Raw genomic sequence first — 16,083 nt, forward strand, 5'->3', positions numbered from 1 at the left:
TCAATTGCTCAGGCTTCATGGCAGGTTTCCGCTTTCTGCAGGCTGAATATCTTGGCGCGTTGTCGGGAGCACGACGACCGGCGCTCCGCCGTCGCGCACCCCGTTGTCAAACCGACGCGCCACACGTCCCTGCGCATCGACCAGACCCAGCGTGCGCGGGTCCTTGATGAAGGCAGGATCGTACATCGCCTTGAACGAGGTGATGAGTTGGTAGAACGGCGCCCGAATATTGACGTTGAACTGGATCGGCAGGTTGGCGACCTGCTTCGTTATGAAGTTGCGCTTGGTACCCGCGCCCTGCTTGACCCCGCCAAACTTCACGTTGGTGATGATCTCGCCTTCAAGGTCGCCGCGCATGGCGATGGTCATCGTCGTGTAATCGAGCGACTTCAGCGCATCGAACGCGAAGTTCGCCATCGCGCCCATGTTCTCGTAGGTCAGCGCGCCGATGTACGAGACATTGCCGCCCGGTGCGCGCGACACCAGCGAGCCTTGCTCGATCCGCCCGCCATTGGCATCGAACACCAGCGGAAACTGGCCGTCGAACGTGCCCGTTGCTGCAAGGTTGCCCAGTTCCATCTTTTCAAGGAACTTGGCGGCGTCGATCCCGGTGACAGTCAGCGTGTAGCGCCGTTCCTCCGCCACGCCGAGCCGCAGGTCGGTCGGCTCAAGCTTCAATTGCCCGCCAAGGAACGGCCAGTTCGCTTCATGTAGGCGCAGGACCTGATCGGGGAGTAGCGAGACATCGACCACACCTTCGGTCACTTCGATCCCCGGATTGATAGACGCGACTTTCAGCTTCTGATGCGGCGCAGTGACCATGCCGAGCAGGTCGGTGAATTGCAGTTCACCCGACAGCCCGCGCACCGGGCCGAACGCGGCAGCCAGGTCCATGTTGTCGGTTCCGAACCGCCCGCCGCTGGTCACATGGCGCGAATTCCAGTCGATCACCCCCGCACCCCGCACCGTTCCCACGGTGTTCGCAACCACTCCCAAAGCAAGCCGCGTCAGCTGGGCGGGCTGGAACCCCTTATCGAACACAAGACCATCAACATTGAGGTCCGCATGGCCGATCCCGGTGGAAAGGTCGTGGCGGATAGCTGTCCGCACAACTTCACGCGATGACTTCGTTTCGCGCAACAAGGCATTGGCGATGATGCGATTGTCCGCCAGCGTCAACGTCGCTCCCTCGGCCCGCAGGGGTTCGAACCGCGCAGGGTCCAGCCGGTCGGACAGGTCGAAGCCGACCCCGCTAAGCACCAGCGCGCCGTTGGTATAGCGCCATTGTCCGGCGGCCTTGGTCACGTCGAGCGGAACCGCCGTCAGCCGCGCCTCGACGCCCGCAAACTTGCCGGTGAAGTCATTGCCCAGACGGGCATCGAGATCGGCCAGCTTCAAGTGCGTCGCGGTGCCAGCGGGCCCCAGCGTAACGTCCACATCCTTGGCATTGAGCACCCCGGGATACGCAAAACCAACCGCGCCGGTCCGCACCGCGAGCGGCGTTTCCCCCAACCGCCCCGACAGGTCCAGCGAAGGCGTCCCGGCTGCGACCCGAAGACCGGCCGTACCATTGCGCACGATCGCGCTTCCGCCCGCCGGACACAAGTTGAGCGTGTTGCCATCGACCGCCATCTCGCCCAGCACCAGCTGGTCGAACCGCGCGCTGACGCACCGCTTCCACAGGGCCAGTTCACCGCGCGCGCCGTACGATCCGTTTACAGGCAGCCTGAGGTTGCGCACTGAGCCGCCGGGAATTGCTCCCGAAACATGGGCGGTTCCAGCAAAGCCGACTGAGCCGTCGCCGACTTGCGCAATCATCATCTCGGGTATTTCGAGAGACCCGCCACCCGCGCGCCATGGCGCCATCGTCAAGCGGAACAGCGCCTGTCCTGCACGCCCCTGCTCCATCCGACCCACGACACGCGGCATGCCTGCGCCCCCCGTGGCAAAATTCCCGGCGATCCGCGGCGGACCGCCGGACCCTGCGCTCGCGACCTGAAACCGCGATAGAGTCAGCAGAGCCGCGCCGCTGCCGCCGGTCACACGGGCCTCGGGCATCACTAAAGTCACGCCGGACGCGCCGCTGCGCCGCACTGACACCTCGCCCGCGAAACGGCTCCCGCGCTCCTCGCGCTTCAACGCGGCACGCATCTGAGCAAGCATCGGCGCGAGCAGCGTACCCGCCGACCCATCCTGCGCGCGGGCCAGCACCGCAGTCAGCGCAGAACCCTGCCGCAATCCTTCACCGTCGATCTGCCCGCGAAACTCGGCCTTGTCGAACCCGTCGCGTGCGCGCACCGATCCTTCGACCCCGAGCAGCCCCATGTTCATCCCGCCACTGCGTACGCCGCCGGCATTCGCCTCGACCCGCCCGGTCAGTGCACGGTCGCGCCAGCCAAATTGCGTATCGAGCGCCAGGGATTCGGCAGCTAACCCAGGCAGGACCAGCGCTTTCCCGCGCAGCATCGCGCTACCAGCAACGCCGCTGATCCCTTTGTCCGCCCGCAGGTTCAGGTCGACGGTCGTCGCCCCCGAACGCACCCCGCCATCGCAAACCAGCGACGCCAGCCGCAACGGCCCCGCGATCGCAGGGCGCTCGTCGCGGATCGTGATCTTGCCAAACAGGCTAGCACCATCGCCGACGCAGGCTCCGCTTGTAACGCGCGGTGCAACCGCTGCCAGTGTTCCGGCAAAGCCATTGCGCAAATCGCCGGCACCATCCAGCTTCAGCCCGACCTTGCCAAAATCGGTCAGCATCAGCCCGCGCCCGTCATCGACCGTCACATCGAGCTTGGGCAGCGAAAACGGCTCATTCGTTGTGCGCGGCGCGAACAGCACCTTGTCGAGCGAGCCGAAGCTCAGCTTGCCGCGCAGGTACTGGCCATAAATCCTTGGCCGAATCAGCTTTACCGACCCGATCGTTGGCGTGCCGAAGCGGTACTCGATCCCCACCAGCATCCGCTCGACAGTCATGTCCGGACGCCCCGGAGCGCCCACCACGACATTGCGCAGAACTTGCGTTCCCGGCCCGACACTTTCGATTTCGTAGGTCGCCGGCAGCCCAAGCGCCGCAAGCTGCCCGGCGATGACACGGTCGGCCAATTCGTTGCGCGACAGCCACAGCCCACCGCCCGCCACCAGCACGATCGCCAGTGCAGGCACGCCAACACGTCGCCATCGGGACTTGGCCGAGGCGCGTTCTGACGGGGACGGCGGAACGGGTTCCACCATTTCGAAACTATCTGCCATCTGCCCCCTTCTTGCGCACTACCCCCGCTTCGGCAATGCACGGCGTTGAACGCGCAGCACATTAAGTGGTGCCCGCCGGACGATCCATGGCCGACCAGACCCGACTCTTTCCTGAACAGGATGCCGAGCCATCAGCGGGCAACGGGTTCGACGGTGCGGACAACAGCGGCCACCGCGCGCGCCTACGCAAGCGTTTGATGACCGGCGGCGAAGATGCCCTCGCCGATCATGAGGTCATCGAATATCTGCTAATGGTCGCGCGCCCCCGCATCGACACCAAGCCGATCGCCCGTTCGCTGATCCAGCGTTTCGGCAACCTTGCAGGCGTGCTTACGGCGGATGCTCAGGCGTTGGCACTCCACCCCAACATGGGCGAAACCAGCGCAGCGGCATTACGCATCGTCGCACTCGCAACGCGTCGGCTTGCGCGCAACGCCGTGCGGGAACAGCCGGTCCTGTCCAACTGGCAGGCGCTGCTCGATTACCTGCATATCGACATGGCACACCTCAATGTCGAACGGGTAAGAGTGCTGTATCTGAACACGCAGAACATGCTGATCCTCGATCACCTCGTCAGCGAGGGTACGCTCGACGAAAGCCCGATCTATGTCCGCGAGGTCATCAAGAAGGCGCTGGAAATCGGCGCTGCGGCGATGATCCTCGTCCACAACCATCCCTCTGGCTCACCTCAACCCAGCCGGGCCGACATCCAGATCACCAACAAGATCGCCGAGGCTGGCCGGATGATGGGGGTCATGGTCCACGATCACATCATCATCGGTCGAGAGGGGCATACCTCGCTCAAGGCCAAGGGGCTGATCTGAGGCCAGCGGTTGCGCGGATTGCCGCCAGCCGCCATTGTCGTGGGCGGGATCAAACGGACCGGACAGCACTTGCAACATCGCCGCGAAATCGAAGGCCTGCGCGCGCTGGCGGTGATCCCCGTCGTGCTGTTTCACGCAAGTGTTCCCGGTTTCGGCGGCGGATTTGCGGGGGTCGACATCTTCTTTGTGATCAGCGGCTACCTGATCACGAGCACGATCATGGCGGAGGTTGCCACCGGCACATTCACCTTGGGTGCCTTTTACGAGCGCCGCGCACGGCGGCTCCTGCCTGCGCTGTTCACCGTGATGGGCGTGAGCGCGATCATGGCCGCAGTGCTGTTCATCGACGAGGACTTGCGCAAGTTCGGGCAGGCACTCGGCGCTTCGGCCTTGTTCGGGTCGAACCTGCTGTTCGCGCACAAGGTCGGCTATTTCGACGATGTCGAGGGCTACCAGCCGCTTTTGCACTTGTGGAGTCTGTCGGTCGAGGAACAGTTCTATCTGCTGTTTCCGCTGGCGATGGTCTGGCTGCTGCGCAGGCGCCCCGGGTGGCCGCTACCGGTCATCCTCGCCACGCTGGGGCTGAGCCTTGCTGCGGCGACCGCCATGATCGAGCGCGACCCGCAAGCCGCATTCTTCCTGCTCCCGACCCGCGCGTGGCAGCTGATGATCGGCGCTGCATGCGCGGCAGGAGTCCGCCAGCCTCGCCCACGCCCCTTGCCCACCATCGTCGGCCTTGCTTTGATCGTGCTTGGCTTTGCGATGATCGGCCCGACGATGCCCGCCCCCGGCCCGGCGTTCCTGCTACCCACGATCGGTGCTGCGCTGGTCCTCCTGTACGCAGACCCGCGCCAAGCGGTCGGCAGGCTGCTTTCGCTGCCGCCGCTGACAGCCGTCGGGGCCGCGTCGTACGGGATTTACCTGTGGCATAATCCGCTGCTGGCATTCCTCCACTATGCTTGGTTCGGGCCCGCGCCGTGGACTTTGACCCTGGCCACGATCTTGCTCTCGGTGGCCCTGGGCTTCGCATCGCTGCACTGGATCGAACGCCCGGTGCGAAACCGCTCGCGCCTGAAATCGAGAAGCGCGCTGCTGGCATTCGGCCTCGGTGGCATGGTGCTGGCTACAGTATGGGGGACTGCGCTCCATTTGCGCCTTTTGCCGCAAAGCGGCCCGGTCAACGCTGGCAGTCTGGTTGAGCCCGTGGTGATCCCGGCTGGCAGGCTTGCCTACGTGGTCTATGGTGACAGCCACGCGCGGCAATACTACTCGGGCACGTCAGAGCGCTTCGGCAACGGCGCCCTGCTCAGCGAATCAGCGTGTCTGTCGCTGCCCGGCGTCAGTAACGTCGCACCGAAGGAAGACGGCGCAAGCTGCAAGGAACTGACCGACCGGCTCGTGAAACTCGCGCGAGAGCGAAACATACGAACCGTCTATTGGGCGCAACGTTGGGAGCGCGATCTCTATCGCAACGCTGGTGGCGCGTCGCTGGGGAGCACGGCGGGCGCGGGCAAGGCCGAACTGCTGGCCGGGATAAGACGGCTCGCAGGCGCCCTGCCGCCGGGCACGCGGATCGTGCTGATCGGAAACGTGCCCACAGCGCAGGCAGCGGGTCCGCAGATGGCAGGCGGCTACCCGCGTTGCCGTGCCTACATCAACGTTGCCTGTCCGGTGCAATATCCTGCCGCTCAGGCCGAGGCGCACGCGGTAAACCTGGCGCTTGCCGATCTTGCTGGCGCTGATCCGGGCATCGAGTGGTACGATCCGGCGGCCAGTTTGTGCGGCAACGGAGTGTGCTGGATCATGCTGGGCGACGAGGCGGTCTATGCCGACCACACCCACCTGACGCCGAAATTCGCAAAGATTTTGGTCGCACATTGGCCTGCGCCCTAATTCAATAATCGGCTGGTCCCTTGCCTTTGCCGCCCCCTCGCCCTAGCGGCGCGGGCAAGAGATTTACTGGAGTCGAACATGGTCCCCCGCTACGCCCGCCCTGCCATGACCGCGATCTGGGAACCCGAAGCGCGCTATCGCATCTGGTTCGAGATCGAGGCCCACGCGACAGAGAAGTTGGGCGAACTGGGCGTGGTACCCCCTTCGGGTGCCAAGGCCCTGTGGGACTGGTGGGCGACTAACCCGGTGATCGACGTGGCCGCGATCGACGCGATCGAAGCTGTCACCAAGCACGACGTTATCGCGTTCCTCGATTGGGTCGCGCAGCAGGTCGGTCCCGAAGCGCGCTTCATGCACCAGGGCATGACCAGCTCCGACGTGCTCGACACCACGCTGTCGGTCCAGCTTGCGCGCGCTTCTGACTTGCTGATCGCCGACATCGACGCGCTGCTCGAAGCGATCAAGCGCCGCGCCATCGAACACAAATACACCCCCACCATCGGTCGCAGCCACGGCATCCACGCCGAGCCGACAACCTTCGGCAAGAAGCTTGCGGAAGCCTACGCCGAGTTCACCCGCTGCCGCGCCCGCCTCGTCGCCGCGCGCGCCGAAATCGCGACGTGCGCCATCTCCGGCGCGGTCGGCACTTTCGCCAACATCGATCCCTCGGTGGAAGAATACGTCGCCGATAAGATGGGCCTCGAAATCGAGCCGGTCTCGACGCAGGTCATCCCGCGTGATCGCCATGCGATGTTTTTCGCCACACTCGGCGTGGTCGCCAGCTCTATCGAGCGCCTCGCCGTCGAAGTGCGTCACCTCCAGCGCACCGAAGTTCTGGAGGCCGAGGAATACTTCTCGCCGGGCCAGAAGGGTTCGTCGGCGATGCCGCACAAGCGCAACCCGGTGCTGACCGAGAACCTGACGGGCCTGGCCCGCGTAGTCCGCTCAGCCGTCACACCCGCGCTCGAAAACGTCGCGCTTTGGCACGAGCGCGATATTTCGCACTCCTCGGTCGAGCGCTTTATCGGTCCGGACGCGACGATCACGCTCGACTTCGCGCTGGCGCGGATGACTTCGGTGATCGACAAGCTGCTCGTCTACCCCGAGCGCATGCAGAAGAACCTCGACAAGATGGGCGGCCTTGTCCACTCGCAACGCGTCCTGCTGGCTCTTACGCAGGCGGGACTTGAGCGCGACGCCTCGTATCGCCTCGTGCAACGCAACGCGATGAAGGTGTGGGAAAGCGACGGACAGCTTTCGCTGCTCGAACTGCTCAAGGCCGATCCCGAAGTCAGCGCGGTGATGAGCGCGGCCGAACTCGAGGACAAGTTCAACCTCGACTATCATTTCAAGGCCATCGACACGATCTTCGCCCGCGTTTTCGGCGCCGAGTGAATCGCATTGCGTCCCCGCGAAGGCGGGGACCTCGAGAGGTTGCCAGCGACGCCTGAGGTCCCCGCCTTCGCGGGGACTCGCCAAGCGCGCCGACCTGCCCTAGCATTACGACGGACGGGCGGATAATTTGAGCGAGAGGCCAGCCATGCTGCGCACGATCTTCTACGTACTTGTCATTGGGATACTGGCTGCATTCAGCGCGGCCAACTGGGTTCCGGTGGAAATCCGCATCTGGGAAGGCTTGCTTCTCGAAACCAAGCTTCCCGCCCTTGTCATCGCTGCGTTCCTGCTCGGCCTTGTGCCAACGTGGTTGCTCTATCGGGCCACCCGCTGGCGGCTGACCCGCCGTATCGCGTCGCTCGAAACGTCGCTCAACACGCGTACCTCGCCGTCGCTGAGCTCGACCAACCTCGACGCTGCCCACCCCCCTGTGACCAGAAGCGAGCCGCTGTGACCAACCCGATCTACCTGGCCCTTGACCTTCCCCGCCTCGATGCCGCGATTGCACTCGCGCACAAGGTCAGGAGCCATGTGGGCGGACTGAAGCTCGGCCTCGAATTTTTCTGCGCACACGGTCACCATGGTGTGCACGAGGTTGCCAAAGTCGGCTTGCCGATCTTCCTCGACCTCAAGTTGCACGATATCCCCAATACCGTCGCGGGCGCGATGCAGGCGATTCACGTGCTGGAGCCCGCCATCGTCACGATCCACGCCTCGGGTGGCCGGGCGATGATGGAAGACGCCAAGGCCGCTGCGGCCGAGCATACCAAGGTCGTCGCGGTCACCGTGCTGACCAGCCTCGACGATACTGACCTGAATGGAATGGGTGTAGCCGGATCGGCCCACGATCAGGCGCTGCGCCTGGCCGACCTCGCGCAGGAAGCCGGTCTCGACGGGATCGTCTGCTCTGGCCACGAAGTCGGCGCGATCCACAAACGCTGGAAGGATGGCTATCTCGTCGTCCCCGGCCTGCGCCCGGCGGACGGGAAGCTGGGCGATCAGAAGCGCGCGGTCACCCCACGCGCCGCGCGCGACGCCGGGGCAAGCGTGCTGGTCATTGGCCGCCCGATCAGCCGTGCCGAAGATCCTGTCGCGGCTGCCCGGGCGATCGAAGCCACCCTCTGATCCGATGATCCGGTTTCGCACGGCAGCAGCGGTAGACCTGCCGAGGCTGCGCGCATTGGTCGAGAAATGCTATCGCGGTGACAGCGCAAGGCAAGGCTGGACGCACGAAGCCGACCTGCTCGACGACGAACGCACCAGCGACGTCGAACTGCAACGCGCGGTGACCGACGCCCAGACGCGGGTCTTGCTGGCCGAGATCGATGGCAAGCTGGCAGGCACCGTCACGGTCAAGACTCTCGGGCATGGCCGCGCTTATCTCGGCATGCTCTGCGTCGATCCGGAGTTGCAGGCGGCTGGGCTGGGTCGCGCCCTGATCGCCGATGCCGAGGACCTCGCAGTCGAGGCGTTTTCCGCAGCGGTCATGGAGATGACCGTGATCGACGCGCGACCCGAACTGATCGCCTATTACGAGCGTCGCGGCTACGCCCAGACCGGAGAAACGCGGCCCTTTCCGGGTGCGGGCGCGCAACCGTTCGCAATGACCGTGCTGGAACGAAGCCTGCGCTGAACGGTTCATCGCTGCGTAACGTCGCTTTGCCCACCACAGCGGCAACGACACTTACGGGAGGCTCCCACATGAAGCACACGTTCCTTTTCGCTGCCGCGATCGCGGCCCTGTCCCCCCTCAGCGCGCAGGCCCAGACCATGTCGAGCAGCCCCGTCGTCAGTGCCGGCAACACCTTGCTCAGCGTCGCCGCCGAGGGCAAATCGACACGCACGCCGGATCTGGCCGTGTTCAACGCGGGCGTCACCACGCAGGCCACTACCGCAGGCGCGGCGCTCACCGAAAACGCGCAGCGCATGAGCGCCGTCATCGCTTCGCTGCGCAAGGCGGGCATCGCGGAGCGCGACATCCAGACCAGCAACCTGTCGGTCAACCCGGTCTACGGTCAGCCCAAGCGCCTGCCCGATGGTTCGATGGAGCAACAGGACCCGATCATCATCGGCTATCAGGCGACCAACCAGGTCTCGGTCCGCCAGCGCAAGCTCGACAGCTACGGCAAGGTGATCGACACGCTCGTCGCCAACGGCGCGAATCAGGTCAACGGCCCGTCGTTCCAGATCGACAATTCCGACGCGGCGATGGACGAAGCCCGGATCGAGGCGATGAAGAAGGCGCGGATGCGCGCCGATCTCTATGCCAAGGCGGTCGGTCTGCGCGTCGTGCGCGTGCTGACGATCAGCGAAAACGCAGGCTGGTCGCCACCACAGCCGCAAGTGATGTTCGCGCGCGCCGACATGGCCAGCGCGCCCAAGTCCTCGCCGGTTGCTGCGGGCGAGCTGGAAATGACGGTCACGGTCAACGTCAGCTACGAACTGGGACAATAACGCACGGAAATTGACGGTGCGGCGCGTTCACCGTAACGCGCCGCACATGTCGGCACCTGCCATCAAGATCTGCGGGATAAACACCCCTCAAGCGCTGGACGCAGCAATCGCCGCGCGCGCCGACTACATCGGGCTGGTGTTCTTCGCCAAGAGCCCGCGCAATGTAACAATGGCCCAGGCTGCCGCTCTTGCCGAGCGCGCCGCTGGCCGTACGAAGGTCGTCGGCCTGTTCGTCGACGCCTCCACCGATTTTATTGCCGAGGCGGTTGTCGCGGCAAAGCTCGATGCGATCCAGTTGCACGGTGCCGAAACGCCCGATGCGCTGGGTCGGACGCGTGCCAATCTGGGAGTTCCGGTCTGGAAAGCGCTGTCCGTCGCCAGCCGCGATGACATCGTTCGGGCACAGGATTTCACCGGAGCGGCCGACCTCATCCTGTTCGATGCCAAGGCACCGAAAGGCGCGAATCTGCCCGGCGGCCTTGGCCTCGTTTTCGACTGGAACCTGCTGGCCGCATATCGCGGAGCGCTACCTTGGGGTCTTGCCGGAGGACTTTCGCCCGACAACGTCGCAGATGCAGTCCGCAGGACCGGCGCGACGCTGGTTGATGTCTCGTCCGGCGTCGAGACCGCGCCCGGTGTCAAGGATGCCGGACTCATCCGCAGCTTCTGCTTCGCCGCGCGCAGCGCCTGAGTCCCGCTGCGAAACGCAAGGCGGACGGCCTCCCGAGAAGACCGCCCGCCGCTGGTTCGCACGAGGCGAAGCTTATCAGAACTTCACGCCAAGGCCGACAACTGCGGCATCAACGTCGTCGCCATTGACGGCATCGACGAAGAAGTGGCGATATTCAACCTTGCCGTAGAGCTTGCCGAACGAGTGCTGGTAGCCAGCGCCTGCAGTCCAGGTACCTTCGCAACCGTCGCAGAACTCGGTGTTGTAACCGCCAACGGCGTACAGCTTCCCAGCTTCAGCAAGCTTGGCGCCGATGCGACCGTTGAAACCGAACGACACCTTCGTACCGTCGGTCAGCAGCTTGTCTGCGCTCACTTCGGCGCCAACAAATGCGGTATCGCCGAGATCGTAATCGTAGCCAGCAGCCACGCCAGCGATTGCTTCGCTGTCACCGTTGCTCCATGCGACGCCGCCACGCGCTTCGACGCGAGCTTCGTTGGCAAGAGCTGGGGTGGCCGCAACAAGCGAGGCGGCAAGTGTTGTAAGAACGAAACGCATTTTTTCCTCCTGAACATTGGCCCCTTCATCGAAGTGAGCGCGGCGCAGGTAGTATCGTGTCTGTATTGTGACAATGACCAAGATCACATCTTCAGACATAGCTCATAAAGATGTGGCAAATTCGCAACACCGGCATCGCTAACAAACTTTGTTAGTTATATGAACATTTGCGTATTACTTACACTAATGAAGGCGACTCCTTGCAGAGCCGCCTTCAAGACGTGGCAATAGCGCCGTAGCGGGCGCCGTCTTTCTCCTCGATGAACATCGGCGATAACTTCCGTGGGCATCCCAAAGGACATGGAACCCGCGCGAATCTGGACAAGCGCGTGATGCTCTGCCAAGCGCCGGGGCATGACTGTTCAGACTCCCAACAGCTTCCGCAACCAGCCTGACGAGCGCGGCCACTTCGGCCAGTTCGGCGGGCGTTATGTCGCCGAGACGCTGATGCCGCTGGTGCTCGATCTCGACCGCGAATACCGCAAGGCAAAGGAAGACCCGGCGTTCCAGGCCGAGTTCGACGACCTGCTGGAACATTACGTCGGGCGCCCGAGCCCGCTGTACTTCGCGCCGCGCATCACCGATGAATTGGGCAAGAACGCCCTGCCCGGGAAGGGGGCACAAGTCTGGTTCAAGCGCGACGAGCTGAACCACACCGGCGCGCACAAGATCAACAACTGTGTCGGCCAGATCCTGCTCGCGATGCGCATGGGCAAGACCCGGATCATCGCCGAAACCGGCGCGGGCCAGCACGGGGTTGCCACTGCCACGGTCTGCGCACGCTTCGGCCTGCCCTGCGTGATCTTCATGGGCGCGACCGACGTTGCCCGCCAGGCGCCCAACGTGTTTCGCATGAAGCTGCTCGGCGCTGAAGTGGTGCCGGTGACAGCTGGCGCGGGCACGCTGAAGGATGCGATGAACGAGGCGCTGCGCGACTGGGTCGCCAACGTCCACAACACCTTCTACATCATCGGCACCGCAGCCGGCCCGCACCCTTATCCGGAACTCGTCCGCGATTTCCAGAGCGTGATCGGCAAGGAAGCGCGCGCGCAGATGCTCGACCGCACTGGCCGCCTGCCCGACGTGCTGGTCGCGGCCATCGGCGGCGGATCGAACGCCATCGGCCTGTTCCACCCGTTCCTCGATGATCCGAGCGTCAAGATGCTCGGCGTCGAAGCCGCAGGGCATGGGCTGGACAAGGAACACGCTGCCAGCCTCGCAGGCGGACGCCCCGGCATCCTCCACGGCAACAAGACCTACCTGCTGCAGGACGATGACGGCCAGATCCTCGAAGGCCACTCGATTTCGGCAGGGCTGGACTATCCCGGCATCGGGCCCGAGCATTCATGGCTCAAGGAGATCGGTCGCGTCGATTATACCTCGGTGACCGACAAGGAAGCGCTGGACGCGTTCCAGCTGCTCTGCCGCACCGAAGGCATCATCCCCGCACTGGAACCCGCCCACGCCATCGCCGCGGTCAAGAAGCTCGCGCCGACAATGGGCAAGGACGAGATCATCCTCGCCAACCTGTGCGGCCGCGGCGACAAGGACATCTTCTCGGTCGCGGAGCATCTGGGAGTTTCGCTATAGGAAAGCCCTCACCCCTTCAGGGGAGAGGGTTGGGAGAGGGGCAGTGCGCGACACCAGACTTACGCAGTTCGCCCGGGAAAACCGCAAGGCAATGAGCGAACCCGAAACACGCATGTGGCTGCAACTGCGGGCAGAACGGTTCGAAAGCGTCAAGTTCCGTCGGCAAAAGGTGATCGGGCGGTATGTTGCAGACTTTGCGGCCAACGAACCCAAACTCGTCGTCGAGATCGACGGCGATACCCATGATGTCGATGACCCCGACGATGCAATCCGGACTCGCTTTCTGGAAGCGGAAGGTTATCGGGTTGTGCGCTATACAAATGTGGACGTTATGCAGAATTTAGAGGGCGTTTTGATAAATCTGACTAGCGTCATTGCGGACTTGCGTCCCCCTCTCCCAACCCTCTCCCCTGAAGGGGAGAGGGCTAAGTGACCCGCCTCTCCGCCGCCTTCACCAAGGGCCGTCCAGCCCTCGTCACTTTCGTCACCGGTGGCGACCCGACGCCCGGCGCCACCGCGTCCATCCTCGACGCACTTGTCGAAGGCGGCGCGGATGTGATCGAGTTGGGCATGCCGTTCACCGATCCGATGGCCGATGGTCCGGCGATCCAGTTGGCGAACCTGCGCAGCCTTGGCGCGGGCACGACTACGGCGGACATCTTCCGCATCGCCACCGAATTTCGCGCGCGCCACCCCGAAGTGCCACTGGTGCTGATGGGCTATGCCAACCCGATGACCATTCGCGGGGCCGACTGGTTCGCTGCTGAATGCGTCAAGGCAGGCGTTGACGGCGTGATCTGCGTGGACATACCACCCGAGGAAGACCCCGAACTTGGCCCCGCCCTGCGCGGCGCGGGCGTTTCGCTGATCCGTCTGGCTACACCGACGACCGACGCCGCGCGGCTTCCCGCCGTGCTCGATGGCTCGTCTGGCTTTCTATACTACGTCTCGGTCGCGGGCATCACGGGCATGCAACAAGCCGCGCAGACGTCAATCGACGAGGCCGTCGCCCGCATCAAGGCTTCGGCCACGATCCCCGTCGCAGTCGGCTTTGGCGTGCGCACGCCCGAACAGGCCGCTGCCATCGCCAAGGTCGCGGACGGCGTCGTCGTCGGTTCGGCGCTGGTTGATCTGGTCGCCAAGCACGGCGCGGATGCCGCTGGCCCGGTGAAGGAACTCACCGCCGCGCTTGCCGCTGCCGTCCACTCTGCCCGCAAGGGCGCTTTGTAAGGATATTCTGGGCATGAGTTGGCTCAACAAGGTCCGCAACGCCCTTCCGTTCACGCCGAAGCGGGACACGCCGGACAATCTGTGGATCAAGTGCCCGTCGTGCAGCGAAATGCTGTTCGTGAAGGATTATGAGGACAATCTCTCGGTCTGTCCGCATTGCGATCACCATGGCCGCATCGGTGCCGATGCGCGGTTCGACCAGTTGCTCGACGCGGGCTACGAGTTGCTGCCCGCGCCCAAGGTCAAGGAAGACCCACTTAAGTTCCGCGACAGCAAGAAGTACGTCGATCGCCTCAAGGCCGCCCGCGCCGCCAACCCGCATGCCGATGCGCTTACCAACGCGTTCGGCAGGATCGAGGGCCAGAAGGCCGTCGTTGGCGTGCAGGAATTCGCGTTCATGGGCGGATCGATGGGCATGGCCGTGGGCAATGCCTTCGTTGCAGGCGTGACACGCGCGGTGCGCGAAAAGTGCCCCTACATCGCCGTCACCGCTGCGGGCGGCGCGCGCATGCAGGAGGGCATTCTCAGCCTGATGCAGATGCCACGTTCGACCGTGGCGATTGCGCGGCTGCGCGCCGCTGGCCTGCCCTACATCGTCGTGCTGACCGATCCCACCACCGGCGGCGTCACCGCCAGCTACGCGATGCTGGGCGATGTGCAGATTGCCGAGCCGGGTGCCCTGATCGGCTTTGCCGGACAGCGTGTCATTCAGGACACGATCCGCGAGAAGCTGCCCGAAGGCTTCCAGCGCGCCGAATACCTCTACGCACACGGCATGGTCGATATGGTCACGCACCGCCGCGACCTGAAGGTCACGCTGGCGCAAGTGGTCGATTACCTGATGGCGGCCAAGGCCGCGTAACATATTCCCCCTCCCGCAAGCGGGAGGGGTCGGGGGTGGGCATCAAATGCGCGACTTCGCCATATCCGAAAGCCCGGCGGTCCAAGCGCAGCTCGATCGCCTTGGCGCGCTGTCGCTGCCATCGGGGCGTCTTGGCCTCGATACCGTACGCGAACTCTGCGCGCGGCTCGGCAACCCGCAGAACAACCTTCCACCGGTGTTTCATGTCGCGGGCACCAACGGCAAGGGTTCGACCTGCACCTACCTGCGCACCATCCTTGAGGCCGAGGGGCTGACAGTGCACTCGGCCACCAAGCCGCACCTCGTCCGCTACAACGAACGCATCCGGATTGCCGGCGAGCTGATCGAGGACGACCTGCTCGCCGCACTCTTGAAGGAAGTCCTCGACGCCGGGGCCAACCTCGAACCTAGCTTCTTCGAGGTGACCACGGTCGCCACGTTCCTCGCTTTCAGCCGCACGCCAGCCGACGCCTGCGTGATCGAGACCGGCCTTGGCGGGAGGCTCGATGCGACCAACGTCATGCCGACAGCCGCCGTCTGCGGCATCGCCACGCTGGGCATCGATCACGAGGCCTTCCTGCTTGCGCCGGAAGTGGGCGTCCCCGCCGACCCCCTCGCGCGGATCGCGTTCGAGAAGACGAGCATCGCCAAGCCCGGCGTGCCGCTGGTAACGATGGCCTATCCTGAAATCGCGACAGCTGCGGTGCTGGACACCGCCGCGCGGATCGGCGCTCCGGTGATCATGCGCGGGCGTAAGTGGGACGCGCAGATTGCAGGCTCGATCCAGTACCGCGACGAACTGGGCGAACTTTCCCTGCCGCTGCCCGCGCTGCCCGGAGTCCATCAGGCCGAAAACGCCGCGCTCGCCGTCGCGATGATCCGCCACCAGCGCGCGGTATCTGTCCATCTCGGCGCGGTCGGCAAGGGAATCGCCAATGCGCGCTGGCCCGCGCGGTTGCAGCGGCTTGGGGCTGGTCCCGTCACCGATCTTGCGCAGGGCCGCACCGTGTGGCTCGATGGCGGCCACAATCCGGATGCGGGCTTGGCGATCGCGCGACATCTCGAGAGCCAGCCACCAGTGCACCTGATCATGGGCATGCTGACGTCAAAGGATCCCTCGGCGATCCTGAAACCGCTGGCCGATCACGTGCTGTCGATCTCGGTCGTTCCCGCACCTGGGCACGAGGCGCATAAGCCCGACGACTTCGCTCCGTTCACCAGCCTTCCGGTGCAAAGCTTCGCCACCGTGCCTGAAGCAATCGCCGCGCTGCCGCCGGAAGGCGATGTGCTGATTGCAGGCTCACTTTACCTTGCGGGCGAAGTGCTGCGGCTGAACCAAGAAATCCCGGACTAATTTC

At 64.4% G+C, this 16,083-nt stretch carries 15 protein-coding genes; 13 read left to right on the plus strand and 2 right to left on the minus strand.

The window, feature by feature from the left end; genetic code table 11:
• Positions 1-15: 15 nt before the first annotated feature.
• Positions 16-3,249, minus strand: coding sequence for an intermembrane phospholipid transport YdbH family protein (locus GGQ88_RS01390; RefSeq protein ID WP_183611229.1), 3,234 nt, complete (start codon positions 3,247-3,249; stop codon positions 16-18).
• 86 nt (positions 3,250-3,335) lie between these two features.
• On the opposite strand from GGQ88_RS01390, the gene radC reads away from it, so the two are divergent.
• The 8 genes from radC (at position 3,336) to GGQ88_RS01430 (ending at position 10,506) form a co-directional block, all read left to right on the plus strand.
• Complete coding sequence (radC, locus tag GGQ88_RS01395) at positions 3,336-4,073, plus strand: RadC family protein (protein ID WP_183611230.1); 738 nt, start codon at positions 3,336-3,338, stop codon at positions 4,071-4,073.
• Between the two features lie 39 nt (positions 4,074-4,112).
• Positions 4,113-5,966: an acyltransferase family protein gene (locus tag GGQ88_RS01400; RefSeq protein ID WP_221214454.1), complete on the plus strand. Its 1,854-nt coding sequence runs from the start codon at positions 4,113-4,115 to the stop codon at positions 5,964-5,966.
• Positions 5,967-6,044: 78 nt separating this feature from the next.
• A complete protein-coding gene (gene purB / locus GGQ88_RS01405) occupies positions 6,045-7,361 on the plus strand; it encodes an adenylosuccinate lyase (RefSeq protein WP_183611232.1) in 1,317 nt (438 codons plus the stop codon).
• Positions 7,362-7,506: 145 nt separating this feature from the next.
• Entirely contained in the window at positions 7,507-7,815 is a 309-nt protein-coding gene (locus GGQ88_RS01410; RefSeq protein WP_183611233.1) for a DUF1049 domain-containing protein, read from the plus strand.
• Positions 7,812-8,486 (plus strand): orotidine-5'-phosphate decarboxylase, encoded by a 675-nt coding sequence (pyrF, locus tag GGQ88_RS01415; protein ID WP_183611234.1) that lies wholly within the window; start codon positions 7,812-7,814, stop codon positions 8,484-8,486. Before GGQ88_RS01410 ends, pyrF begins: the two co-directional genes overlap by 4 nt.
• Before the next feature lie 4 nt (positions 8,487-8,490).
• Entirely contained in the window at positions 8,491-8,994 is a 504-nt protein-coding gene (locus GGQ88_RS01420; protein ID WP_183611235.1) for a GNAT family N-acetyltransferase, read from the plus strand.
• 68 nt (positions 8,995-9,062) lie between these two features.
• Complete coding sequence (locus GGQ88_RS01425; RefSeq protein ID WP_183611236.1) at positions 9,063-9,815, plus strand: SIMPL domain-containing protein; 753 nt, start codon at positions 9,063-9,065, stop codon at positions 9,813-9,815.
• 46 nt (positions 9,816-9,861) lie between these two features.
• Positions 9,862-10,506 carry a phosphoribosylanthranilate isomerase gene (locus GGQ88_RS01430; RefSeq protein ID WP_183611237.1) on the plus strand — a complete coding sequence of 215 codons (645 nt, stop codon included), beginning with the start codon at positions 9,862-9,864 and terminating at the stop codon, positions 10,504-10,506.
• A 75-nt stretch (positions 10,507-10,581) separates the two neighbouring features.
• Here the strand turns inward: GGQ88_RS01430 and GGQ88_RS01435 are convergent, their stop codons facing one another.
• Complete coding sequence (locus tag GGQ88_RS01435; protein WP_183611238.1) at positions 10,582-11,043, minus strand: outer membrane protein; 462 nt, start codon at positions 11,041-11,043, stop codon at positions 10,582-10,584.
• A gap of 354 nt (positions 11,044-11,397) precedes the next feature.
• Between GGQ88_RS01435 and trpB the strand changes: the two genes are divergently transcribed.
• The 5 genes from trpB to GGQ88_RS01460 are packed head-to-tail and all read left to right on the plus strand — an operon-like array spanning position 11,398 to position 16,079.
• A complete protein-coding gene (gene trpB, locus GGQ88_RS01440; RefSeq protein WP_183611239.1) occupies positions 11,398-12,633 on the plus strand; it encodes a tryptophan synthase subunit beta in 1,236 nt (411 codons plus the stop codon).
• A gap of 43 nt (positions 12,634-12,676) precedes the next feature.
• The gene (locus GGQ88_RS01445) at positions 12,677-13,066 is read left to right on the plus strand and encodes a DUF559 domain-containing protein (RefSeq protein ID WP_183611240.1); all 390 of its coding nucleotides are present in this window, start codon (positions 12,677-12,679) and stop codon (positions 13,064-13,066) included.
• A complete protein-coding gene (gene trpA / locus GGQ88_RS01450; protein WP_183611241.1) occupies positions 13,063-13,863 on the plus strand; it encodes a tryptophan synthase subunit alpha in 801 nt (266 codons plus the stop codon). The genes GGQ88_RS01445 and trpA overlap by 4 nt, the downstream gene beginning before the upstream one ends.
• A 13-nt stretch (positions 13,864-13,876) precedes the next feature.
• Complete coding sequence (accD, locus tag GGQ88_RS01455; RefSeq protein WP_183611242.1) at positions 13,877-14,725, plus strand: acetyl-CoA carboxylase, carboxyltransferase subunit beta; 849 nt, start codon at positions 13,877-13,879, stop codon at positions 14,723-14,725.
• Between the two features lie 46 nt (positions 14,726-14,771).
• The gene (locus tag GGQ88_RS01460; RefSeq protein WP_183611243.1) at positions 14,772-16,079 is read left to right on the plus strand and encodes a bifunctional folylpolyglutamate synthase/dihydrofolate synthase; all 1,308 of its coding nucleotides are present in this window, start codon (positions 14,772-14,774) and stop codon (positions 16,077-16,079) included.
• Positions 16,080-16,083 lie beyond the last annotated feature (4 nt).

The sequence above is a fragment of the Novosphingobium hassiacum genome (genome assembly GCF_014196055.1).
Lineage (GTDB): Bacteria > Pseudomonadota > Alphaproteobacteria > Sphingomonadales > Sphingomonadaceae > Novosphingobium > Novosphingobium hassiacum.